Raw genomic sequence first — 22,158 nt, 5'->3', positions numbered from 1 at the left:
GGCCGCGCCGACGCCGGCACGGTTCGCCCGGCGCCCAGCGGCCCGACAACCAGCCGCCCGGCGCCCAGCCGCCCGACAACCAGCGGCCCGGCGCCCATCGACGCGACAACCAGCGACGCGACAACCAGCGGCGCGACAACCAGCGACGCGACAACCAGCGGCGCGGCAACCAGCGGCGCGGCGCTCATCGACGCGACAACCGGTGGCCCGGCAACTCGTACCACTGCTCTGCGCCCTCTTCCTCGCCGTCGGGCTGGTCCCGGCGGCACCGGCCGCCGCGCACGGCGGCAAGATCAAGCTTGCCGTCGCCGGCGACGGCGCGACCGGGGTGACCGTGCAGGCCAGCTACCAGGACGGCCATCCGGTGGACAACGGGGTACGGCTGGTGTTGACCGCCACTGCCGAGGGCGGCCGGACGGTCGGCCCGCTCCAGCTCAACCCGGCCGGCGAGGGCGAGGGCTTCTACAGCACCGGGCCGGTCCTCACCCCCGGCCCCTGGCAGGTGACGGTCACCGCGCCGAAGCCGAACCCGGCCGAGGTACGCGTGGTCGTGCAGGCCCGTGCCGCCCAGGGCGCCCCACCCGCGCCCACGCCGGGTGCGGCCGGCGCACCGGATCCGGCCGGTACCACCACCTGGCTGTGGTGGGTGGCCGGGGCCGCAGTGGCGCTCGGCGCCACCGCCACCGTCGGCGCCCTCCTGGTACGCACCCGCCGCCGCGCCTAACCCCTCGCGCGTCGACCGCACCTAATCGCCGCATCACTGACCTGGACATCAGAGGCGCTAACCGCTTCGGGTAACGCCTCTGATGTCCAGGTGGACGGCACAGCACCGCCACTCGGCACCGCCGCTCGGCACCGCCGCTCGGCACCGCCACTCGGCACCGCCGCTCGGCACCGCCGCTCGGCAACGGGGTTCGGCAACGCCGCTCGGCAACGGGGTTCCGCAGCGGCGTTCGGCAGCGGAGCGGCGTGAGGGTGGCGTTGGTGGTGGACGGGGCAGCGGAGCGGCGGGGGTTGCGGCAGGCTGGTGCGATGCCTCGTCGTCCCCGGGTACCGGCGCGGTTGGCTTTCCTGCCGTTCTCCGCCCGGGCGGCCGTGGCGGAGGGGCTGGTCACCCGCAGCATGCTGCGTGGACCGGCATGGCACCGGCTACTCCCCGACGTCTACGTGCACCGCGACGGTTATCGGGAGGACGACCACCGGATGTGGTGCGACGCGGTCGCGCTCACCCTGCCGCCGGGCGGCGCCATCGGCGGGCTGAGCGCCGCACACCTGTGGGGCGTCCACCTGCTCCCCCGAGGCGCCCCGGTCACCGTGCTGGTGCCGGGCGTCGTCCGGCCCCGCCGACAGCCACAGGTTCGCTACACGCTCGCGAAACTCTCGCCCGACGACGTGACCCGGTTCGGTGGACTGCCGGTCACCACGCCGCTGCGTACCACGTTCGACCTGGGGCGGAAGCCGCCGCGTACCGAGGCGGTGGTGGCGGTGGACGCACTGCTGAACCGCCGGCTGGTGAAGACCGCCGCGCTCACCGACTATCTCGCCGCACGTCCGGGCTGGCCCGGCGTACCGCTGCTGCGTGAGGTACTCGGCCTGGCGGAACCACTCAGCGAGTCGCCGATGGAGACCCGGCTCCGGCTCCTGCTCATCGACGCCGGCCTGCCGGTGCCGGCGGCGCAGCACGACGTGTACGACGCCCGGGGCCGGTTCGTCGGCCGGGTGGACCTGGCGTATCCACGGCTGCGGATCGCCCTGGAGTACGAGGGCGACCACCACCGCGAGCGGGCGCACTTCCGCCAGGACGTCGCCCGGTTGAACGACCTCCGCGCCGCCGGCTGGGCCGTGCTCCGCTTCACCGCCGACGATGTCCTGCGCCACCCGGCCCGACTCGTCGCCCAGGTGGCCCAAGCCGTCCGGGAACGCTCCGCCGGTCCAGAACGCTCCGCCGGTCCAGAACGCTCCGCCGGTCCAGAACGCTCCGCCGGTCCAGAACGCTCCGCCGGTCCTGACATCCACTCACCTGGACGTCAGAGGCGTTAACCGCTTCGGGTAACGCCTCTGATGTCCAGGTCGGCAGCGTGAACTCCGGCAGACCGGGGCCGGGGGCCGGGGGCGGGGGCCGGGGCCGGGTCAGAGCAGGGCGCGGAGGGCGGTGAGGTCGTCGGGGGTGGGCTGCCAGCGGCCGGCGTTGGCGTTGGCGCGTACCTGCTCGGGGGTGGTGGCACCGGCGATCACCGAGGTCACCGCCGGCTGGGCGGCCAGGCCGCCGATCGCCACGTCCAGGAGGGAACGGCCGCGCTCGGCCGCGTACTTCTCCAGCGCCTCGATGGTGTCCCACGGTGCGGAGGCGAGCCGGGCGGCGTACCTCGGGTTCGGGCCGGCGAGCCTGCTGTCCGACGGCGGCTGCGCCCCCCGCTTGTACTTGCCGGTGAGCAGCCCGTCGGCGAGCGGGAAGAACGGCAGCAGGCCGAGCCCGAAGCGCTGGGCGGCCGGCACGACCTCGGTCTCCACGGCCCGGTTCAGCAGGCTGTACTCGTTCTGCGCGCTGATGAAGGGCGTGCGGCCCCCGGTACGCGCCGTCCAGGCCGCGTCGGCGATCTGCCAGCCGGCGAAGTTGGAGTTGCCGAGGTAGCGCACCTTGCCGGCTCGGACCAGGTCGTCGAGCGCGTTCAACGTTTCGTCGATCGGCGTACCCGGGTCCGGCTCGTGCATCTGGTAGAGGTCTATGTAGTCGGTGCCCAGCCGGCGCAGGGACGCCTCGACCGCCCGTGCGACGTAGCGCCGGGCGCCCCGGGCGCCGTGGTCAGGACCGTTCATCCCCGACATGCTCATGCCGAACTTGGACGCCAGTACGATGTCGTCCCGCCGGCCGCGCAGCGCGGCACCGAGTTGCTCCTCCGACCCGCCGTGCGGCTCGCCGTAGATGTCGGCGGTGTCGAAGAAGTTGATGCCGGCGTCGAGGGCCGCGTCGACCACGGAACGGGTGCCGGCGGCGTCGAGCTTGCGGCCGAAGTTGTTGCACCCGATCCCGACGACGGACACCACGAGCCCGGAGTCGCCCAACCGGCGGTAGGTCATCTCAGTCACGAGATCAACCCTATGCCGCCGGCGCCGGCCCGAGAATCCGCACCGGACTCCGCTCACCCGGGCAGCGGACGACCATTTCAGAAAATGATTCGACGTCGATTCACATCTGTGAAATCGACTGGCTTACTGGCGCGTCGCGCGCGTACGCCGGAAACTGCTATATCGTGGGCACGGATACGGCGACCTCTGCGATAACCCCATGCCGTTCACGGTCGCCGCGCGAGGCGTCGAAAGGCGGGTTCACATGGCGGTGAACGGCCGATTCGACCGGCCCGGCACGGAGATGTCCGTCGTTCCCTCCCAGGTCAGCAGGGAGAGCAACGCGCCGATCGAGGTGACTGTCGTGCTGCCCTGCTACAACGAGCAGGCGCACGTACTGGCGGAGATCGAGCGCATCTGCGCGGCAATGGACGCCAGCGGTCTACATTACGAATTGCTGGCGATCGACGACGCCTCCACCGACAACACGTTGGAGATCCTGCGCGAGGCGACCGGCCGATTCCCCCGGCTCCGGCTGCTGGCGTTCCACCGCAACGGCGGTTCCGGCACCGCGCGCCGGATCGGCACGGAACAGGCCCGCGGCGCCATCGTGGTGTGGACCGACGCGGACATGACCTATCCCAACGAACGGATCCCGGAGTTCGTCCGGCTGCTGCTCCGGGATCCGCATGTCGACCAGGTCGTCGGCGCCCGCACGAGTGAGCAGGGCAGCCACAAGTTCCTCCGGGTACCGGCGAAGTGGCTCATCCGCAAGATCGCCGAACGACTGGCCGGCACCCGCATCCCCGACCTCAACTCCGGGCTGCGGGCGTTCCGTCGGGACGTGTCGCTGCCCTACCTCCGGCTGCTCCCGCCCGGCTTCTCCTGCGTCACCACCATCACGATGGCCTTCCTGCACAACCAGCACGACGTGCACTACGTGCCGATCTCCTACGCCCGCCGGTCGGGCTCGTCGAAGTTCCACTTCGTCCGGGACGCCTACCGCTACTTCCTCCAGGTGCTCCGGATGGTGATGTACTTCAACCCGCTCAAGGTGCTGATGCCGCCGTCGCTGCTGCTGCTCGCCGTCGGCTCCGGGAAGGTCGTCTACGACCTGGTCGCGCATCCGGTGCGGATCGCGACCAACACCGTACTGCTGCTCTGTGCCGGCCTGATCGTCGGCGCGGTGGCGCTGCTCGCCGACCTCATCGTGCGGTCCAGAATCGACTGGCCGCCCGGAAACCGCTCGTGAACGAGGCGGTGGGGGCCGCCGAAGGGCTGCTCCGGGTCCGGGGCATCGGCCTCCGGGTCCGGGACACGGTCGCCCGGGTACGCGAGAGCAGGCCGGCGGCGCCGGTCGGGGAGCCGGAGGTGCCGGCCGACGACCCGTCCGGGGCGGACCTGCGCCGGGTCGAGCGCCGGGGCTGGGCCGGCGTCGCCGCGATCACCGGCATCGTCGCGCTGACCTGGATCCCGCTGCTCGGCATGCCGTTCGGCGACAACCACCTGGGCCGGATCATCGGCCGGTACGCGCTGCAGCTACGGAACCTCCAGGAACAGGGCATCCTCGGCTCGCACTTCGGTGCCGACTGGCTCCCGTACGCCTCGACGCCGTACGCGCACCACCCGCCGCTGTTCAACCTGCTCACCGCGCTGACCGGCCTGCTGCCGAGCGACGGCGAGCACCAGGTGTGGCTTCCGGCGTACCTGCTGGCCCTGCTGATCATCCCGGCCGGCGCCGCGCTGCTGCGCGGGCTCGGCCTGCGCTGGTCGGCAACCCTGCTGGCGCTCGGCCTGATGGTCGCCACCCCCTTCTACTGGGTCTACAGCCCGCTGATGTTCGATCTGGGGCCGATCCTCGCCCTCTCCGCCCTGGTGGTACGGCTGCGCGCCCGACCCGATCCGTCCCGCCGGCTCGTCGCCGGGGCCTGCGTCGCCGCACTGCTCACCACCCTGGTCTCCTGGCCCGGTGTCGGGTTCGCCGCCGTACTCGGGCTGTGGCTGCTGGCGGCCCGCCGGGTCGACCGGGTGACGGTCCTGGTCGGCGCGAGCATGCTGGCCGGGGTGGCGATCAGCCTCGCCTTCGTGGTCGGGGTGACCGGGATGAACGTGCTCGGCGGGCAGGCCGAGCTGCGCAGTACCGGTGGCGGCTACACCGTGCGGCAGTTCCTCCGCCGGCAGTGGCAGTACGCGTACGACCTGCTGCCGCTCTGGTACATCGGCGCGCTGCCGATCGGTGCGGTCGTCGGGCTGCTGGACCGGCGTACCCGGGTCTACCTGGCGATGGCGGTCGCGTTCACCGGTGCCTGGATCCTCGGGCTGAGCAACGGTGCCTTCGTGCACTCGTACTGGTCCTATCCGATGCTGGTGGTCGGGCTCGTCGGGATGGGCGTGCTGCTGGACCGGCTCGCGGCCCGGCTCACCGGCCGGACCGGCGACAGGCTCGACGGGCTCGACGTCTCCGGCCGGGGGAACGGGTTCGGCGCGTACGCCCGAGGGGACGCACGCGACGTCTCCCGAGGGGACGGGCGCGACGTCTCCCGAGGGGACGCACTTGACGTCTCCCGAGCGGGTGGACTTGACGTCTCCCGAGCGGGTGGACTTGACGTCTCCCGAGCGGGTGGACTTGACGTCTCCCGGGCGGGTGGACTTGACGTCTCCGGCCGGGGGGACGGACTCGACGTGTACACCCGGAAGGGCGAGTTCGGAGGTCACCCGGAGGACGGTGGCGACCTCCGGCCGATGGGTGAGCGGATCGCCGGGATGCCGGCCGCGGTGCGTCGGTTCGTCCGGACCAGGAGGTGGCTGGCGGGTCGGCGGGTCCGGGTAACCGCGGCAGCGCTGGTCGGGACGGCGCTCGGGGCGTACCTCGGGGTGCTGGTCCTCGGGCCGGACCGGCAGCGGCTGCTGGACGAACCGGCCCAGGCCGGCCGGCTCGTGGCTGGGCATCCGCCACCGGCCGGTCAGCGGTACGCCTGGGTCGCCGGCACGGGCGCGACCAGTGCACGGTGGCTCGCCTACTACTGGCGGCTGAAGCCCCGGCTGCTCACCGCCACGACGCTGCACACCGAGCCGACCCGCCCCGAGGACCTGGTCCTGGTCAACCTGCACAAACGCCCGGACTGGTTGCCCGAGTCGGTCGAGGCGCGGGCCGTGGCGCGGGACGGGCCGTACGCGCTCTTTCCGGTCGCTGTGCTCATCAGCGCCGCTGATTCCTGATCCCGCGCCACCCGGTTCCCAACCCCACGCCACCCGGTTCCCGATCGCACGCCACCCGGCTCCCAACCCCACGCCACCCGGTTCCCGATCCCACGCCACCAGTTCCCGATCCCGGGCCGATTTCTGGTCCTGGTCCGGGAAGGTGGTCCCGGGCGGGAGAGTTGGGTTGGCAGCGTAACGAGTCCCGGACTGAACTGAGAGGTGGTCCGGGCAAGAGGGCTACGGTCGGGTCGCCAGCGCGACGAGGCCGGGCCCGCGGTCCGGGCGCATCCGCTGGAGGACGACGAACGGCGAGACGGCCAGCCGGATCGCCTCGCCGGCCAGCACCCCGTGCGGTTGCAGGATCCGCCCCGAGGTCGAGGTGCGCTCCTCCGCCGTCCCACCCGCCAACCCCACATCGGGGTCGCCGGCTCCGGTGGCGCGCTCGGCGTGGCGGCCCGCCCAGCGGTCCCGTACGGAGTCGAGCAGATAGCCGAGCGGCCAGCCGTAGTGCACCACCCGTACGTCGGTGGCACCGGCGTCGAGCAGCCGCTGCCGGAGTTGCCCGGCGGAGTACCGCCGGTAGTGTCCGACCAGGGTGTCCCAGGCGCCGAACCGCTCCGGATCGGCGGGTACCGACAGCAGCAGGTGGCCGCCGGGCCTGACCAGGGTCAGCCACTCCGTCAGCACCGGCAGGTCGTCGGCGATGTGTTCCAGCACCTCGAACGCGCAGACCAGGTCGTAGCCGCCGGCCGACGGTACCTGCCGGTGATCCCCGTTCAGTACCGTCCCGCCCAGCGGCGCGATCCGGGCGTACGCGGTCGCGAAGCTGCGCGGATCGGGTTCGGCCGCGGTGTAACTGGCCAGCCGGGCCAGCCGGGTACCGACGGAGCCCTGCCCGCAGCCGAGTTCCAGGATGCTCCGCGGCCCGCACTCCGCCACGATCCGGCGTACGACGTTCCAGCGCAGGGCCGCCCGGGGTGGCAGCGGCGGGTCGGCCGCCAGCGCGGTCATCCGACCCACCAGACCGGAGCGGCGGTCAGGTTGCCGCCCGCCGCCGTCGGCGCACCGGACGTACCCGCCGATGACAGCGGCGTGGAATCGTCCCGGTGGACGGTGGGGTCGATCCGGTGCCGGACCGCTGTCACGACGGTCGCCGGCCAGAAGTGTTCGACTGCCCGTCGCCTTGCGGCCCGCCGCAGCCGGGCGAGCCGGCCCGGATCCCCGGCCAGTCCGCGGAGCGCGGTGGCCAGCGCGGACGCATCGCCGGTCGGCACGAAGACGGCCGCGTCGCCGAGCGCACGGCGTTGCGGCACGGTGTCGGAGGTGACGATGGCGCAGCCGGCGGCGGCGCCCTGGAACACCTTCGTCGGCACCACCCGGCCGGCCTTCGCCGTCTCGCCGAAGATGCCCAGCGACACGTGGTGCCCGGCGACGAACGCGGGCAGCTCACCCGTCGGTATCCAGTCGTGCCAGGTCACTCGCGGGTTGCCGGCGGCTGCCCGGCGGCAGGCCGGATGGTCCTGCCCGGTGCCGACCACGCTCACCTCGATCGAGTCGTCGGCGGCCAGCGCGGCCAGCGCGGCGCCCAGGGTCCGGGTGCCGTGCAACGGGGTGAACAGCCCGACGAAGACCACCCGCAGCCGCCACCGACCGCCGCCGGCCGGGTCGCCGGGCCAGCGACGCCGGGCGGTACGGGCGCCGGCCGCGAACCATTCCGCGCCGGCTCCGACGGGTACCACGATCCCCCGGTCCCGGGCCGCTGCCGGCAGCGCGTCGAGGTGCTCGGCGGTGTCCACCAGTACGACGTCGGCCCGGCGCAGCGCGGCGTCGTCGATCGCCCGCATCAGCCGCCCCCGCACACCCCCGGCGGCGGCGAGTCCCCGGTCCCGGGCCGTGCCGGCGGCGGAGACGAGATGGTCGAGCACGATCGGCGTACCCCGGAACAGCAGCCGGGCCAGGTGCACGTCGAAGTGCCCGAGATAGCCGACCAGTACGGCGTCGACCGGGCCGGTGGCGCTGGCACGCCGCTGCCGCAGGGTCCGCAGTGCCAGTAGGGCCCAGCACCGGACCAGCTTGCCGGCGAGCAGCGGCAGCCGCCACGGCTGCCGGAGCACGGCTATCCGGCCGGCCGTGTCCAGGGTCAGCGGCTCGTTCAGCTCGGTCACCTCGTCACCGGCTGCCCGGAGCCCTTCGACGAGTACGCCGACCCGGGGATGTCGCCGTACGTCGTAGCTGCCGAACACCAGCCAGCGCACGAGCATCAGCGTAACGCCCCGTACGCCCGCCGGCACGTTCCGTCGTCACCACTGGCGCGTCGCGGAATCCGTCGACCTGGCCGACGGCAGTTCGGGCGAGCGTGCCCCCGGCAGAGGCGCCCCGGGCGGCGGCGGATCGGGCGAGGAGGGTTCGGAGGGTGGTGACTGCCCGGGTACCCGGGCGGAGAGTCGACGCCCCGACCACTGGACCGAGATCGCGACGGCGGGCAGGAGCAGGTCCACCAGGGTCAGCAGCAGCCGGGACAGCACGGTGGCGACCAGCGCGGTCGGCCCGGCGACGGTCGGACCGAGCAGCAGGGGCAGCGCCACCTCCCGGGGGCCGACCCCGGCCGGCGCCACGGCCAGCAGAAACCCGACCGACCAGGAACCGGCAAAGGCGCCCATCGAGCGGAGCAGCAGGTCCGGACCGCCCGCACCGACGTCGGCCAGGAGCAGCCAGAGGTGCGTACCGTAGCCGAGCCAGGTCGCCAGCGACCACCCGACGGCCCCGCGGATGCCGCGCAGGGACAGCGGCCGGGGCATCGGCTCGCGGCGGGCCAGCCGGAGCAGCGCGGCGAGGATCCGGTTGACCAGCGGCGGCCAGAGCACCAGCAACGCGGGCGGGACGGCCAGCAGGACCCACCAGTAGTCCGTCACGGCCCGATCGTCCAGCACCGGCAGGGCGACGACGGTGAGCAGTAGGCCGGTGCCGAGCGTGACGAGCATCGCCAGTAACGCCGCTGCCGCCGACGCCCGCCCCGGCACCCCGTACGCCTGTCCGAGCCGGGCCTGCACCAGGATCGGCCAGACCTTGCCGGGGAGGTACTTCGCCAACTGCCCCACGAAGAAGATCCGCGCCGCGCCGCCCAGCGGAAGTTCGGCGCCGAAGTCCGCCAGGATGGCTCGCCAGGCCAGGCAGCCGCAGAGCGCCCCGGCGACGGCGGCCAGTCCGGCCAGCAGCAGGCCCGGCACGGAGAGTTCGTCTAGCACGGCCGGCACCTCGTCCCACCGGCTCGCGACGGACCAGCCGACGAGGCCGAGGAATGCCGCGGTCACCGCGACCTGGGCGATCCTCCGCACCAGGCGCCACCGGCCGGTTGCGCGCGGCATCACGACACGGACGATACTCCGCGTTACACCGCCAACCCGGAGAGCCACGCGGTTGCCGCAACCTGGCCCGCCCACCGCCTCCGCCGCCGGCCCGGATTCGTCACCGCCTCCGCCGCCGGCCCGGACTCGTCACCACCTCCGCCACCGGCCCGGACTCGTCACCACCTCCGCCGCGCGCCACCGATGGACGCGGGCGGGGCATGGCCGGCGGGCGTGGCCGGCTCGGCTCAGCCCACGTTCCAGACCGGTTCCGGGGTCTCGACCACCTCACCGTCGCCCCGGAAGAGCAGGAACCGGTCGAACGACCGGGTGAACCAGCGGTCGTGGGTGACCGCCAGCACCGTCCCCTCGAACGCCCGCAAACCGGCCTCCAGGGCCTCGGCCGAGGCCAGATCCAGGTTGTCGGTCGGCTCGTCCAGCAGCAGCAGGGTCGCGCCGGAGAGTTCCAGCAGCAGCACCAGGAACCGGGCCTGCTGTCCACCGGAGAGCGTGCCGAACCGCTGGTCGCCCTGACCGGCCAGCTCGTACCTGTTCAGCGCCTTCATCGCGGTGTGCCGGTCCATCCCGGCCCGGTGGTCGTCGCCCCGCCACAGCACCTCGACCAGGGTCTTGTCGAGCAGCTCCGGCCGGTCGTGGGTCTGGGAGAAGTGGCCGGGCCGGACCCGGGCACCCAACCTGGCCACCCCGCCGTGCCGGACCGGGGCCAGCGCCAGGCCGCCGTCGACCGGGCCGTTGGCCGGCTCCGGGTCGGTGCCGCCCCGGGCGAGCAAGCGGAGGAAGTGCGACTTCCCCGTACCGTTGGCGCCGAGCACCGCCACCCGGTCGCCGTACCAGATCTCCAGGTCGAACGGGAAGGTGAGGTCGTCCAGCTCGACCTGCTCGCAGACGATCGCCCGCTTGCCGGTACGCCCGCCGGTCAGCCGCATCCGGATGTCCTGGTCCTTCGGCGGTACGGGTGGTGGCCCCGCCTCCTCGAACTTGCGCAGCCGGGTCTGCGCCGCCTGGTAGCGGGAGGCCATCCCGTCGTTGTACGCCGCCTTCTGCTTGTACATCAGCATCAGCTCGCGCAGCTTCTGGTGTTCCTCGTCCCAGCGGCGACGCTGCTCCTCCAGCCGGTCGTGCCGGGCGAGCCGGGCCTCGTGCCAGCTACCGAAGCCGCCCGGGTGCACCCAGGCGCTGCCGCCCTCCACCGCGACCACCCGGTCGGCGGTGCGGGCCAGCAGTTCCCGGTCGTGCGACACGTAGAGCACCGACTTCGCCGACTCCCGCAGCCGCCCCTCCAGCCAGCGCTTGCCCGGCACGTCGAGGAAGTTGTCCGGCTCGTCGAGCAGCAGCACCTCGTCGATGCCGCGCAGCAGCAACTCCAGGGCGAACCGCTTCTGCTGCCCGCCGGAAAGGGTGCGTACCGGTCGGCTGCGCGTCTTCTCCCAGGGCAGCTCCAGCACGATGGTGGAGACGGTGTCGAAGAGCACCTCGGCGTCGTAGCCCCCGGCCTCGCCCCAGGCGGTCAGCGCTTCCGCGTACGCCAGTTGGGCCTTGCCGGCGGCACTGCTGAACTTGCCGCGCACCTCGGCGTCGTGCAGCGCCACCTCGGCCGCCGCCAGCCGCTCCCCCGCCACGCGCAGCCCTGCCGGCGAGAGCGAGAGTACGAGGTCGTGCAGCGTCGACTCATCGCCGATCATGCCGATGAACTGGCGCATCACGCCCAGTCCGCCGGAGCGGGCGATGGCTCCGGTCCGGGTGGGCAGGTCGCCGGCCACCATCTTCAGCAGGGTGGTCTTGCCGGCGCCGTTCGGCCCGACCAGGGCGACCTTGGCGCCCTCGCCGACCCGGAACGAGACATCGGCGAACAACTGCCGGCCATCCGGCAGGATGTGACCGACTCCGGCGACGTCCACGTAACCCACGTCGGCATCCTGCCCCAATCGCCCCTCCCGACGACACCGGGTTTCAGCGGCGTGACGCCGGGTCCCGGGCGGAATGCCGGGTTCCGGGGGCGAGTCTGGAAGAGGACGGGAGACCGGGTTCCGGGACCAACCTGAAAGAGGATTGAAGGCCGGTTCCGGCGGCCACTCGAAAACAAGAGCAGCGACGCCGGCCAGCGTCAGCGAACCGGTTTCGGCTCGGGCCGCGACGACCGGCGCGGGGCGGTCAGCGGGTGACGCGGAGCACCCGGTAACCCTTCTGGCTGGCGTGACGCTCGACCCGCCAGCCGGCCTCGACGAGCCAGCGCTGGAGGGAGTCACCGCCGAGATGCCGGGCCACCACCAGCCATGCCACGCCGTCCGGCGCCAACCTGGGCAGCCAGCGCCGCAGCATGCCGTGCAGTTCCTCCTTGCCGATCCGGATCGGCGGGTTCGACCACAGTTGCGCGAAGGAGAGGTCCTCCGGCACCTCGTCCGGTGCGGCGACGCGTACCCGGTCGGCCAGGCCGAGCCGCTCGGCGTTCTCGCCGGTGAGTTCGCGGGCCCGGCCGTTGACGTCGACCGCCCAGACGGTGGCCGCGCTCGCCCGGGTGGCGAGTACGCAGGTGATCGGCCCGTAACCGCAGCCCAGGTCGAGCAGTGCTCCGCCGGTCTCCGGCCCGGGCAACTCGGCCTTGCGCAGCAGTACGGCGGTGCCGGGATCCAGCCGGTCGGCGGAGAAGACCCCGGCCGAGGAGGTCAGCGAGTAGTCGTACCCCTCGACGGAGAACGCCACCGTACGCCGGTCGGCGCTGGTCGCGGGCTCGGTGCTGAAATAGTGGTCGCCGGTCACGCCACGCATTCTCGCCTACCGCGCGGGCGCTCTCGCCAGTGGCCGTACTCCGGGCCCTGCCCGGCTTCCGGGCAAATGCCCACTCTCTCACCAACTGAGACTCATCCACGGCGGCGCGCCGATCCGCATTTCCGTTACCCTGTGCGACATGGTTTATGGGCGTGGACCTCGACCGGGTGGTGGACCGCCACGGTCTCGACGAGATCCCGCCGATCAGCCTTCGGACGATGCGGATCCGGCGGCCGGTCCGCCGCCGGGCCGAGCCGCCCGGCGCCGGTCCGGAGCCGAGCGGTCCGACGGGTTACCAGCGGCGGCCCGCTTCGGTCCGTCCACTCCGGAGCCCCCTGCACCGGGCTCCTCCCACGGCTGGCCGGAAGACGGGCCAGGTCGACCGGCAGACCGTCCAGGTCGGCCGGTGACGGCTCCGGGCCGCTCCATCGATTCCTCCGGCCGATTCCCTGAGGGGCCGGGCCGGCACGCGGACGGACCAATTAACCGGCACGTGGACGGACCAACCGGCCGATACGCCGACGGGCCGGCCGGCCGGTACCCGGAGGCGTCGCCCGGCCGTGCGCCGGACGGCCCGGGGCGCTCCGTGGAGTCCCCCGGTCGGTCTCGTCGTGCCCGGCACGGCGCTCCCGAGCCCGACGGCCCAGGGCCGGGTGCCGGCTATCCGCCGCCGGGCAAGCCGGTCCCCGACCCACTCGGACCCCCCGGCGGCCAGACCCGCGACCGGTTGCCCTCGAATCGTCCCGGCCAGGATCGTCTGCCCCCCGGCAGCCCGATCCGCAGCGCGGGTGGCGGACGCCATCTGACCGGCCCCGAGGACGGACCTCCCGGTGGCGGCCGGCCGGTCCCCGGCGGTCGGTCGGTCACCGGTGACCGCCCCGGCCCTCGTGACCGGATGGCCCCCGGCGTCCGGCCGGTTCCCGGCGCCCGGATGCCCGCCGACGAGCTGCCCGCCGACGAGGGCGGGCCGGGTCCGGGCGGCCGATCGCCGCGGGCGGGCCGCGGCGTTCCCGTCGGGCCGGCTTCGTCCGGCGTCGAGTCGTTCGGGCCGCCCCGCACCGCCTCCGGCCCGGCCGCGCCCGGGAGCGCCGATTCGCGGGAGCGTGCCACCGGCGGTCGACGTCGGGCCCAGCCCGAGCGTGCCTCCGGGGTGGACGACCCGTACCGACCGGGCCCCGGGGAGGGTCCGGCCGCCGCGCCACGGCCTGCTCCGGTGCCACGACAGCGACGCCCTCCCTCGGCCGACCAGGAGCCGCTCCGGCCCGGCCTTTCGGACCCTGTCGGGCCGCCCGCCGGTCGCCGCAGGTCCGCCGACGGCCCGGCCGAGCACCGCGGCGGGCCGGTCCGACCTCCGCTGGACCGCGCCATGCCGCCCCGGCCAGGCCCGGAGAACCCGGGCGTACGACGGCCGGGCGGGCCGGCTCCCGCCGAACCTCCCCCCGCAGGCCGGGCCGGCACCCGCGGCTCCGCCCGCTCCGGTCCGGCGTCCGGTGCTGCGCCGACGGGGGCACCACGACCCCGACCGGGAGATCCTGGGGCGGATGGTGTCATCCGGCCCGGCCCCGAACCGGGTAGGCCGGCGCCGGCCGGTCCACCGCCCCCGCGCCGGTCCCGGACCGCCGGAAACCCGCCGGGCTCACCCGCCGGAAACCCGCCGAGCTCACCCGCCGGGCCGCGCACCGGCCCGCCGCACGACCGGACCCCGGGCTCACCCGCCGGGCCGCGCACCGGCCCGCCGTACGACCGGGCTCCGGGCTCACCCGCGGGTCCCCGCTCGGGGTCACCGGGGGCGGCGCCGCTGGACCGTGGCCCCGGCTCACCCGCCGGGCCACGCTCCGCACCGGACGGCGTACCGCGATCACCCGCCGGACCACGCGGCCGGCCATCCGGCGCCGCACCGCTGGACCGTGGCCCAGGCGCACGCCCCGGCGCCGCACCGGACGGCGTACCACGATCACCCGCCGGGCCGCGCACCGGTCCGCCGCACGATCGGGCCCCGGGCACACCCGCCGGCCCGCGGTCCGGGCCACCCGCCGGCCCGCGGTCGGGGCCGCCGGCACAGGGTGCGCGTACCGGGCCGGCCGGTACTGCCTCCCCGGCCCGCGCGCCGGGCCCCGAGAGGGCGCCCAAGTCGGCCGTTACCGCGCCGCCCGCGCCCGCCCCGGCAACCACCTCGGGCAAACCCGCCGCCGGCTCGGCCCTCGCCACCGTGCCGTCGACCTCCGGCAACGCGGGCGCACCACTGCGCAGTTCCAAGCGGACCTGGCAGTTGATCATTGGCTCGCTCGGCGTGCTGCTCCTGCTCGGTATCTGCGGGCTCAGCTCCTACTTCTTCATGGTCGACGACCCCGTCGGCCGGGACTCCCGGGCGGCTGACGGCACCGGTGCCGGCGCCGCGCCCCGGGACATCAGCTCCCGCGCCGCCGATCCGGCCCCGCTGACCGTCAAGGAGGTCTTCCCGGGCGGCAAGGAGGTGCTGGTCGACCCCGAGCAGTCGCCGTACGAGCTGCTGAAGACCCAGGCGGCGGAGGACTGCGACCTTGCCGCCGACGGCCAGATCGCCACCGTGCTGGCCGAGGCCGGATGCAGCCAGTTCGTTCGCGGCACGGTACTCTCCCCCACCGGCCTGTACGTCGCGACCGCCGGCATCGTCAACCTGGCGGACGAGGCGGGGGCGACCTCGGCGCGCGAGAAGATAAAGCCGATCGTGGACGGCCGGAAGGGGCGCTTCCTGGGCCTCGCCGCCGGACGCGGCACCGAGGCCGTCACGGCCGCCTCGGCCCAGGCCGGCTGGCACGTCCGGGGCCACTTCCTGATCTATTGCGTCGTGGCCAAGAGCGACGGCAAGACCATCGGCGACGAGGACCTGTTCGCCCGGCAGATCCTCTCCGACATGATCGAGGTGTACCTGCGCGGCAAGGTGCTCGACCAGCGGATCCTCGCCCCGTCCGGGCCGGCGAGCCCGGCGGGGTCCGACTGAGCACCGGCCCGCCGCACCGGCCCGGCGGCGCGACACCGCCGGGCCCGCCGGCCGGGTTCAGGCCGAGGCGGTGAGCCGGAGCCGACGGGTACGCAGCGCGCGGCTGGCGTACTCGGCAGGGTCTTCGGGATAGCCGACCGCGACCAGGGTCAGCCCGTGCGGCGGCGCCACGCTCACCTCGCTGGCCCGCTCCCGCCGCCCGAGCAGCCCCCCCGGCCAGTCGACGGGGCGGCGCCCGTCCCCGGCCACCAGCATCGCCCCGACCAGACTGCGGACCATCGACTGGCAGAACGCGTCGGCCTGCACGGTGGCCACCAGCAGTCCGTCCGGATCCCGCCGCCAGTCCAGCCGGGTCAGTTCCCGCACCGTCGTGGCGTTCTCCTTGCGCCGGCAGTACGCCGCGAAGTCGTGCTCGCCGACCAGCCCGGCGGCGGCCCGGTTCAGCGCCGCCAGGTCGAGCGGGCGGGGCCAGGCGAGCACCTCGTGCCGGCGCAGCGGCTCGGCGCCGTACGGGGCGTCGGTGACCCGGTACTCGTAACGCCGGAAGGTGGCCGAGAACCGGGCGTCGAACTCGGCCGGTACCTGGGTCACGGCCCGGACCCGGACGTCCGGCGGCAGTACTCCGGCGAGCCGGCGCAGCAGCGTTTCCGCCCACTGCCGCCACACCGCGCCGGGCAGGTCGAGATGGCAGACCTGCCCGCTGGCGTGCACACCGGCGTCGGTCCGCCCCGCCACGGTCAGCCCACTGACCCGATCCGCCCCGACGATCCTGGTCAGCGCCTCGACCAGCACCCCGGCGACGGTACGCCGACCGGGCTGCGCGGCCCAGCCGGAGAAGTCGCCGCCGTCGTAGGCGACGTCCAGGCGTACCCGGGTCCGCTCCTCATCCACCTCGTGCTCCACGACCAGCTCCAGATATGCCGCAGCCCGACACCCCCGCGGGGATGCCGGGCCCGGCGTCGTTCGTCGGCGTTACTTGGTGTCCGCCTCGTCGGTGTCCTCCCGGGCCGCCCCGGTGTCACCGGAGCGCGACTCCGGTGCCTCGGCGTCCTGGTCGTCCTCCGTCGACGACGAACGCGGGTTCTCCTCGTCCGGGGCGAGCGCCTCGACCTTGTCCTGCTGCGCCGCCTTGCGGGCGGTGGTCTTCTTCGCCGGCGCCGCCGGGGCGACGACCAGCTCCTCGACCAGCTCGATGATGGCCATCGGCGCGTTGTCGCCCTTGCGCGGGACGGTCTTCACGATCCGGGTGTAGCCACCGTTGCGGTTGGCGAATCGGGGAGCGATCTGGTCGAACAGGGTGAAGACCACGTCCTTGTCCCGTACGACGGTCAGCACCCGCCGGCGGGACGCCAGGTCCCCCCGCTTGGCCTTGGTGATGAGCTGCTCCGCGAGCGGACGGAGCCGCTTGGCCTTCGTCTGGGTGGTCGTGATGCGGCCGTGCTGGAACAGCGCGGTGGCCAGGTTGGCCAGGATCATCCGCTCGTGCGCGGGGCTACCGCCGAGGCGGGGGCCCTTGGTGGGCGTGGGCATTCTTGGTGCTCCTCAATAGTGGGTGGCCGGATCTCCAGTGGGTGGCCGGATCTCCGGCTAGCCCCGGACTAAAGCTGCTCGGTCTCGCGGTAGTCGTCGGTGTCGTAGTCGGCCTCGCCGAAGGAGTCGACGACGTGCGCCGGGTCGAAGTTGGGAGCGGAGTCCTTCAGCCCCAGCCCCATGCCGGCGAGCTTCATCTTGACCTCGTCGATCGACTTCTGCCCGAAGTTCCGGATGTCGAGCAGATCGGCCTCGGTACGCCCGATCAGCTCGCCAACCGTGTTGATGCCCTCGCGCTTGAGGCAGTTGTACGACCGGACGGTGAGGTCCAGCTCCTCGATCGGCAGCGCCAGGTCGGCGGCGAGCTGCGCGTCCTGCGGCGACGGGCCGATGTCGATGCCCTCGGCGCTCTCGTCCAGCTCCCGGGCCAGCCCGAAGAGCTCGACCAGGGTGGAACCGGCGGAGGCCAGCGCGGTACGCGGCCCGATCGACGCCTTGGTCTCGACGTCGATGATCAGCCGGTCGAAGTCGGTACGCTGCTCGACCCGGGTCGCCTCGACGCGGTACGTCACCTTCAGCACCGGCGAGTAGATCGAGTCGACCGGAATCCGGCCGATCTCGGCGCCGGCCTGCTTGTTCTGCGCGGCGGTGACGTAGCCACGGCCCCGCTCGACGGTCAGCTCCATGTCGAGCCGGCCCTTGCCGTTCAGGGTGGCGAGCTTGAGGTCGGCGTTGTGCACGGAGACACCGGCCGGGGGCTGGATGTCACCGGCGGTGACGTCGCCGGGGCCCTGCTTGCGCAGGTACATGCTGACCGGCTCGTCGTGGTCGGAGCTGACGCAGAGCTCCTTCACGTTCATGACGAGCTCGACCACGTCCTCCTTGACGCCCGGAATGGTGGTGAACTCGTGCAGCACACCGTCGACCTTGATCGAGGTGACCGCCGCGCCCGGGATGGAGGAGAGCAGGGTCCGGCGGAGCGAGTTGCCCAGGGTGTACCCGAAGCCCGGCTCGAGCGGCTCGATGGTGAACCGGGACCGGGTCTCGCTGATCGACTCCTCGGTGAGGGTCGGCCGCTGGGTGATGAGCATGTTGTTTCCTTTTCGTTCGGGGCACCCGCTATTTGATGCCCAAACTGATGTCCGGCACCCCGCGCCGGCTCCCGGTCGATGCCGGGAGCCAGTGCGGGAACGCCAGGAACCGCTACTTCGAGTAGAGCTCGACGATCAGCTGCTCCTGGACCTGGGTGTCGATGACGCCCCGGGCCGGAAGCGAGTGGATCAGCACCTTCATCTGGCTGGGGATCGCCTCCAGCCAGGCCGGCACCGTCTTCGAGCCGGCCTCGGCCTGCGCCACGATGAACGGCGTCAGCTCCTTGGACTTGGCCCGGACCTCGACGATGTCGTGCTCCTTCACCCGGTACGACGGGATGTCGACCTTGCGGCCGTTCACCGTCAGGTGACCGTGCTTGACGAGCTGCCGCGCGTGGTCGCGCGACTTGGCCAGGCCGGCCCGGTAGACCACGTTGTCGAGACGCGACTCCAGGATCTGCAGGAGGATCTCGCCGGTCTTGCCCTTCTTGGCGACGGCCTCCTCGTAGTACCCCCGGAACTGCTTCTCCAGCACGCCGTACACCCGGCGGGCCTTCTGCTTCTCACGAAGCTGGAGCAGGTATTCCGTCTCCTTGGTACGGCCCCGGCCGTGCTGCCCGGGCGGGAACGGCCGGGACTCGAACGGGCACTTCGGGCCATCGCACTTGCTGCCCTTGAGGAACAGCTTCATCTTCTCCCGACGGCAACGGCGGCAGTCGGCACCGGTGTAACGAGCCATGTTCTTCGTCTACCTCTCAGACCCGACGACGCTTCGGCGGACGGCACCCGTTGTGCGGCTGCGGGGTGACGTCGGCGATCTGGCCGACCTCCAGCCCGACGGCCTGCAGCGAACGGATGGCGGTCTCCCGGCCGGAGCCGGGGCCCTTGACGAACACGTCGACCTTGCGCATGCCGTGCTCCATGGCCCGACGCGCGGCGGCCTCGGCGGCCAGCTGCGCGGCGAACGGAGTCGACTTGCGAGAACCCTTGAAGCCCACCTGGCCGGCGGAGGCCCAGGAGATGACGGCACCGGTCGGGTCCGTGATGGAGACGATGGTGTTGTTGAACGTGCTCTTGATGTGCGCCTGCCCGTGGGCGACGTTCTTGCGTTCCTTGCGCCGGACCTTCTTGACGGCGGCCCCGGCGCGAGCCTTCGGTGGCATAAGTCTGTGCGCTCCTAGTTGACTTTCCGGTACGGGCTGGAGTCCGGCCTACCTCGGCGGACGCCGACCCGGGCTCCGGTGAACTTCCCGGTCGGGTGGGAGTCCGGCCTGGCTCGGCAGACGCCGACCCGGATTCCGGTGAACTTCCCGGTCGGATGGGAGTCCGGCCTACCTCGGCGGACGCCGACCCGAATTCCGGTTCAGTTCTACTTCTTGCCGGGCTTCTTCTTGCCGGCGACGGTCCGCTTCGGGCCCTTCCGGGTCCGCGCGTTGGTGCGGGTCCGCTGACCACGGACGGGCAGACCCCGGCGGTGCCGGATGCCCGCGTAGCAGCCGATCTCGACCTTGCGGCGGATGTCAGCGGCGACCTCGCGGCGCAGGTCGCCTTCTACCTTGTAGTTGGCCTCGATGTGGTTCCGGAGCTGGACCAGCTCCTCGTCCGTGAGGTCCTTGGCGCGCTTGTCGGGGGAGATACCGGTGGCGGCGAGCGTCTCGACCGCGCGGGTCCGACCGACCCCGAAAATGTAGGTGAGCGCGATCTCCAGCCGCTTCTCGCGGGGGAGATCGACGCCGGCTAGCCGTGCCATGTGCGGGCGTACTCCTCGGATTTCTTCGCGGAGGTCTGTACCCGTCCCACCCCGCCTGCCCAAACCTGCGGGCCCCGGCCTCCGACCGGGGGTCAGCCACGACTGCGTTCTCGCTGGGCGATCTCGCGGCTCGCGGCTGGGACGAGCTTGTGTTGTTGTACGGGATCTGCGGCCAGGACCCACCGTCGACGCCGCCGGCTCGTCACCGGTCGACGTTGGCGGATCAGCCCTGGCGCTGCTTGTGGCGCGGGTCGGTGCAGATGACCATGACCCGGCCATGCCGGCGGATCACCCGGCACTTGTTGCAGATCCTCTTGACGCTCGGCTTGACCTTCACGGTTGCCTTACTTTCCCATCTGTGCCCGGCAGCGCGCTGACGCCGTCGAGTCTTGAGGACGGACACGGACACCCGGCCGTCGTCAGGCAGTTCACGAGGTCCGGACCGGCAACCGGCCCGGCGACGTTCACTTGTAGCGGTAGACGATGCGCCCTCGGGTCAGGTCGTACGGCGACAGTTCGACGACGACCCGGTCCTCGGGCAGGATGCGGATGTAGTGCTGCCGCATCTTGCCGCTGATGTGAGCCAGCACCTTGTGGCCGTTGGCGAGTTCCACCCGGAACATGGCGTTCGGGAGTGGCTCGATCACTCGGCCCTCGATCTCGATGGCTCCGTCTTTTTTCGGCATGTCCTCCGCTGTCCTGACGTCGGTTACTCCGGACGGCTCACAACGCCTTTCCCGGACGGAGAACATCCGAGCCAGCCGCGGCTCCGGCCCCACCGAAGCGCTGGTGGGCATGCCGGAGTGGACGCTGTGCGCCGATCAGCCAGTGTACGCGCGCCCGCACGCCAGCGCCAACCCGGGACCCTGGGGGTCGCCGGATCGGACGAAGGCGACTATATCAGGCGGGTTCCTCCTGGCCGGCCTGCTCGTCCCGCCGGCGTTTCCGCTCCTCCGCCCGGGCCCGCTTCTCGATCTTCGCCCGTTCCTTCGCCGCCTGCTTCGCCGCCTGCTTGGCGGCCCACCGCTGCGGCTCCCCCTTCGCCAGCCCCGTGACGGTACCGACCAGCAGCAGCGCGCCGAGCGGCCCGGCCACCCAGCCCGGCCAGAAGTAGAGGAAGTCGGTCGCCAGCACCGAGGTGACCGCCCAGATCGCGACGACGATGCCGACCAGGCCGAAGTAGCCGTCCCAGGTGTCGGCCAGCCAGGCCCGGGTGGCGCCCGGATAGCGGCCGTCGGGTCCGGGGCGGAGCACCGGCCGCTTCGGGTCACCGGTCGGCACCAACTGGGCCTGGTCGACCGGCACCGTACCCGGCAGGTCGGTGAGGAGTCCGTCGAGGTCCCCGTACGTCTTCGCGGCGTACGCCCGCTGGAGCCGGTCGTCGTACTCGCCCAGGTCGAGACGGCCCTCGTTCAGTGCCCGCAGGAGCTGGTCGGCCACGACCGCTCGGTCGGAGTCCGCAGCACGCATCTCGTCCCGCCGGTCCATGACTACGAGGATGCCACTGCGGGTCCAGCCCCGCCTACCCCGTACGGACCGGAGGCGGCCGTCAGCCGGCGGAGGACCTGGCCGGTTCCCGGGCGGTGACCAGGTCGCCGAGCCGGGCCCGGCCGCCGTCCGGCGCGGTCAGCACCCAGACACCGTCCTCCAGCAACGCCATCGTGTGCTCGACGTGGGCCGCGATCGACCCGTCGCGGCTGATCACCGTCCAGCCGTCGTCCAGCTCCACCGTCCGGGGGGACCCCATGGTCACCATCGGCTCGATCGCCAGCGCCATCCCGGGCACCAGCCGGGGGCCACGCCCGGGCCGGCCGTGGTTGAGCACGTGTGGGTCCTGGTGCATCTCGGTGCCGATGCCGTGCCCGCCGTACCCCTCGACGATGCCGTACCGGCCGGCGGCCCGGACCGCGCGCTCGACCGCGTACGAGATGTCGGTCAGCCGGCCGCGACCGTTGAGCATGCCGCGCGCCGCGGCCCGGATCCCCGCCCACATCGCGTCCTCGGCGACCTCGGCCATCCGGAGCAGTTCGGGGCGGACCTCGCCGACCCCGACCGTGATCGCGGCGTCGCCGTGCCAGCCGTCGAGGATGGCACCGCAGTCGATCGAGATCAGGTCGCCGTCCCGGAGCACCTGGGTCGGCGCCGGGATGGCATGCACGATCTGCTCGTTGACCGAGGAGCAGATCGACGCCGGATAGCCGTGGTAGCCCTTGAACGAGGGCGTGCCGCCGGCCTCCCGGATCACCGACTCGGCGATCGCGTCGAGGTCGGCGGTGGAGACGCCGGGGGCCACGGCCGCACGCATCCGCTCCAGGGCCGCCGCGACGACGAGCCCGGCGGCGCGCATCAGCTCGATCTGCTCCGGGGTCTTCAGCTGAATGTCCAGCTGGGGACGGCGCATGGTGCCCA

At 72.9% G+C, this 22,158-nt stretch carries 21 protein-coding genes; 5 read left to right on the top strand and 16 right to left on the bottom strand.

Annotated features, from left to right (window positions below; all coding sequences use genetic code 11):
* The first annotated feature begins 202 nt into the window (after window positions 1–202).
* Together ACQEVC_RS14095 and ACQEVC_RS14090 are read left to right on the top strand one after the other, a co-directional pair.
* Window positions 203–724 carry a hypothetical protein gene (locus ACQEVC_RS14095; RefSeq protein WP_432877045.1) on the top strand — a complete coding sequence of 174 codons (522 nt, stop codon included), beginning with the start codon at window positions 203–205 and terminating at the stop codon, window positions 722–724.
* A gap of 308 nt (window positions 725–1,032) precedes the next feature.
* The gene (locus tag ACQEVC_RS14090) at window positions 1,033–2,040 is read left to right on the top strand and encodes a DUF559 domain-containing protein (protein WP_432877043.1); all 1,008 of its coding nucleotides are present in this window, start codon (window positions 1,033–1,035) and stop codon (window positions 2,038–2,040) included.
* A gap of 90 nt (window positions 2,041–2,130) precedes the next feature.
* Here the strand turns inward: ACQEVC_RS14090 and ACQEVC_RS14085 are convergent, their stop codons facing one another.
* Window positions 2,131–3,078: an aldo/keto reductase gene (locus ACQEVC_RS14085; protein WP_432891370.1), complete on the bottom strand. Its 948-nt coding sequence runs from the start codon at window positions 3,076–3,078 to the stop codon at window positions 2,131–2,133.
* A 292-nt stretch (window positions 3,079–3,370) separates the two neighbouring features.
* Between ACQEVC_RS14085 and ACQEVC_RS14080 the strand changes: the two genes are divergently transcribed.
* Together ACQEVC_RS14080 and ACQEVC_RS14075 are read left to right on the top strand one after the other, a co-directional pair.
* Window positions 3,371–4,318, top strand: coding sequence for a glycosyltransferase family 2 protein (locus tag ACQEVC_RS14080; protein ID WP_432877040.1), 948 nt, complete (start codon window positions 3,371–3,373; stop codon window positions 4,316–4,318).
* Window positions 4,315–6,285 (top strand): ArnT family glycosyltransferase, encoded by a 1,971-nt coding sequence (locus tag ACQEVC_RS14075; protein ID WP_432877038.1) that lies wholly within the window; start codon window positions 4,315–4,317, stop codon window positions 6,283–6,285. Before ACQEVC_RS14080 ends, ACQEVC_RS14075 begins: the two co-directional genes overlap by 4 nt.
* Before the next feature lie 219 nt (window positions 6,286–6,504).
* On the opposite strand, the gene ACQEVC_RS14070 is transcribed toward ACQEVC_RS14075, so the two are convergent.
* From ACQEVC_RS14070 to ACQEVC_RS14050, 5 genes are all read right to left on the bottom strand, one after another.
* The gene (locus ACQEVC_RS14070) at window positions 6,505–7,278 is read right to left on the bottom strand and encodes a class I SAM-dependent methyltransferase (protein ID WP_432877036.1); all 774 of its coding nucleotides are present in this window, start codon (window positions 7,276–7,278) and stop codon (window positions 6,505–6,507) included.
* On the bottom strand, window positions 7,275–8,522 hold the full coding sequence (locus ACQEVC_RS14065) for a glycosyltransferase (RefSeq protein WP_432877034.1): 1,248 nt from the start codon (window positions 8,520–8,522) through the stop codon (window positions 7,275–7,277). The genes ACQEVC_RS14070 and ACQEVC_RS14065 overlap by 4 nt, the downstream gene beginning before the upstream one ends.
* A gap of 45 nt (window positions 8,523–8,567) precedes the next feature.
* The gene (locus tag ACQEVC_RS14060; RefSeq protein ID WP_432891367.1) at window positions 8,568–9,632 is read right to left on the bottom strand and encodes a lysylphosphatidylglycerol synthase domain-containing protein; all 1,065 of its coding nucleotides are present in this window, start codon (window positions 9,630–9,632) and stop codon (window positions 8,568–8,570) included.
* Window positions 9,633–9,859: 227 nt separating this feature from the next.
* Window positions 9,860–11,539 (bottom strand): ABC-F family ATP-binding cassette domain-containing protein, encoded by a 1,680-nt coding sequence (locus ACQEVC_RS14055; RefSeq protein WP_432877031.1) that lies wholly within the window; start codon window positions 11,537–11,539, stop codon window positions 9,860–9,862.
* A gap of 244 nt (window positions 11,540–11,783) precedes the next feature.
* Window positions 11,784–12,389 (bottom strand): class I SAM-dependent methyltransferase, encoded by a 606-nt coding sequence (locus tag ACQEVC_RS14050; protein WP_432877029.1) that lies wholly within the window; start codon window positions 12,387–12,389, stop codon window positions 11,784–11,786.
* A gap of 2,218 nt (window positions 12,390–14,607) precedes the next feature.
* Here ACQEVC_RS14050 and ACQEVC_RS14045 point away from each other — a divergent pair.
* Window positions 14,608–15,378 (top strand): hypothetical protein, encoded by a 771-nt coding sequence (locus tag ACQEVC_RS14045; RefSeq protein ID WP_432877027.1) that lies wholly within the window; start codon window positions 14,608–14,610, stop codon window positions 15,376–15,378.
* 57 nt (window positions 15,379–15,435) lie between these two features.
* On the opposite strand, the gene truA is transcribed toward ACQEVC_RS14045, so the two are convergent.
* From truA to map, 10 genes are all read right to left on the bottom strand, one after another.
* Window positions 15,436–16,269, bottom strand: a complete 834-nt coding sequence (gene truA / locus ACQEVC_RS14040) for a tRNA pseudouridine(38-40) synthase TruA (protein ID WP_432877024.1) — start codon at window positions 16,267–16,269, stop codon at window positions 15,436–15,438.
* Window positions 16,270–16,350: 81 nt separating this feature from the next.
* Window positions 16,351–16,908, bottom strand: a complete 558-nt coding sequence (gene rplQ, locus ACQEVC_RS14035; protein ID WP_432877022.1) for a 50S ribosomal protein L17 — start codon at window positions 16,906–16,908, stop codon at window positions 16,351–16,353.
* A 68-nt stretch (window positions 16,909–16,976) separates the two neighbouring features.
* Window positions 16,977–17,999, bottom strand: a complete 1,023-nt coding sequence (locus ACQEVC_RS14030; RefSeq protein WP_101368124.1) for a DNA-directed RNA polymerase subunit alpha — start codon at window positions 17,997–17,999, stop codon at window positions 16,977–16,979.
* Between the two features lie 112 nt (window positions 18,000–18,111).
* Entirely contained in the window at window positions 18,112–18,738 is a 627-nt protein-coding gene (gene rpsD, locus ACQEVC_RS14025; RefSeq protein ID WP_203868102.1) for a 30S ribosomal protein S4, read from the bottom strand.
* A gap of 16 nt (window positions 18,739–18,754) precedes the next feature.
* Window positions 18,755–19,162 (bottom strand): 30S ribosomal protein S11, encoded by a 408-nt coding sequence (gene rpsK / locus ACQEVC_RS14020; protein WP_030329919.1) that lies wholly within the window; start codon window positions 19,160–19,162, stop codon window positions 18,755–18,757.
* A 206-nt stretch (window positions 19,163–19,368) separates the two neighbouring features.
* A complete protein-coding gene (gene rpsM / locus ACQEVC_RS14015) occupies window positions 19,369–19,749 on the bottom strand; it encodes a 30S ribosomal protein S13 (protein ID WP_107260877.1) in 381 nt (126 codons plus the stop codon).
* 223 nt (window positions 19,750–19,972) lie between these two features.
* Window positions 19,973–20,086 carry a 50S ribosomal protein L36 gene (rpmJ, locus tag ACQEVC_RS14010; RefSeq protein WP_012184307.1) on the bottom strand — a complete coding sequence of 38 codons (114 nt, stop codon included), beginning with the start codon at window positions 20,084–20,086 and terminating at the stop codon, window positions 19,973–19,975.
* A gap of 127 nt (window positions 20,087–20,213) precedes the next feature.
* Window positions 20,214–20,435, bottom strand: a complete 222-nt coding sequence (gene infA, locus ACQEVC_RS14005; protein WP_007073013.1) for a translation initiation factor IF-1 — start codon at window positions 20,433–20,435, stop codon at window positions 20,214–20,216.
* 214 nt (window positions 20,436–20,649) lie between these two features.
* Window positions 20,650–21,237 (bottom strand): DUF1707 SHOCT-like domain-containing protein, encoded by a 588-nt coding sequence (locus ACQEVC_RS14000; RefSeq protein WP_432877013.1) that lies wholly within the window; start codon window positions 21,235–21,237, stop codon window positions 20,650–20,652.
* Window positions 21,238–21,298: 61 nt separating this feature from the next.
* Window positions 21,299–22,150 carry a type I methionyl aminopeptidase gene (map, locus tag ACQEVC_RS13995; RefSeq protein WP_432877010.1) on the bottom strand — a complete coding sequence of 284 codons (852 nt, stop codon included), beginning with the start codon at window positions 22,148–22,150 and terminating at the stop codon, window positions 21,299–21,301.
* Window positions 22,151–22,158: the final 8 nt, after the last annotated feature.

It is taken from the genome of Plantactinospora sp. CA-294935, assembly GCF_050936445.1.
Classification (GTDB): Bacteria; Actinomycetota; Actinomycetes; order Mycobacteriales; family Micromonosporaceae; genus Plantactinospora.
Note: the sequence above shows the minus strand (reverse complement) of the source record. Positions and strands in the feature narration are given on the sequence as shown.

Coding starts and splice junctions, on each gene's coding strand:
- infA (WP_007073013.1), bottom strand. CDS start 20,435: ATGCCGAAAAAAGACGGAGCCATCGAGATCGAGGGCCGAGTGATCGAG.
- ACQEVC_RS14030 (WP_101368124.1), bottom strand. CDS start 17,999: ATGCTCATCACCCAGCGGCCGACCCTCACCGAGGAGTCGATCAGCGAG.
- rpsM (WP_107260877.1), bottom strand. CDS start 19,749: ATGGCACGGCTAGCCGGCGTCGATCTCCCCCGCGAGAAGCGGCTGGAG.
- rpsD (WP_203868102.1), bottom strand. CDS start 18,738: ATGGCTCGTTACACCGGTGCCGACTGCCGCCGTTGCCGTCGGGAGAAG.
- ACQEVC_RS14085 (WP_432891370.1), bottom strand. CDS start 3,078: ATGACCTACCGCCGGTTGGGCGACTCCGGGCTCGTGGTGTCCGTCGTC.
- rpsK (WP_030329919.1), bottom strand. CDS start 19,162: ATGCCACCGAAGGCTCGCGCCGGGGCCGCCGTCAAGAAGGTCCGGCGC.
- rplQ (WP_432877022.1), bottom strand. CDS start 16,908: ATGCCCACGCCCACCAAGGGCCCCCGCCTCGGCGGTAGCCCCGCGCAC.
- ACQEVC_RS14090 (WP_432877043.1), top strand. CDS start 1,033: ATGCCTCGTCGTCCCCGGGTACCGGCGCGGTTGGCTTTCCTGCCGTTC.
- map (WP_432877010.1), bottom strand. CDS start 22,150: ATGCGCCGTCCCCAGCTGGACATTCAGCTGAAGACCCCGGAGCAGATC.
- ACQEVC_RS14080 (WP_432877040.1), top strand. CDS start 3,371: ATGTCCGTCGTTCCCTCCCAGGTCAGCAGGGAGAGCAACGCGCCGATC.
- ACQEVC_RS14000 (WP_432877013.1), bottom strand. CDS start 21,237: ATGGACCGGCGGGACGAGATGCGTGCTGCGGACTCCGACCGAGCGGTC.
- ACQEVC_RS14070 (WP_432877036.1), bottom strand. CDS start 7,278: ATGACCGCGCTGGCGGCCGACCCGCCGCTGCCACCCCGGGCGGCCCTG.
- ACQEVC_RS14060 (WP_432891367.1), bottom strand. CDS start 9,632: ATGCCGCGCGCAACCGGCCGGTGGCGCCTGGTGCGGAGGATCGCCCAG.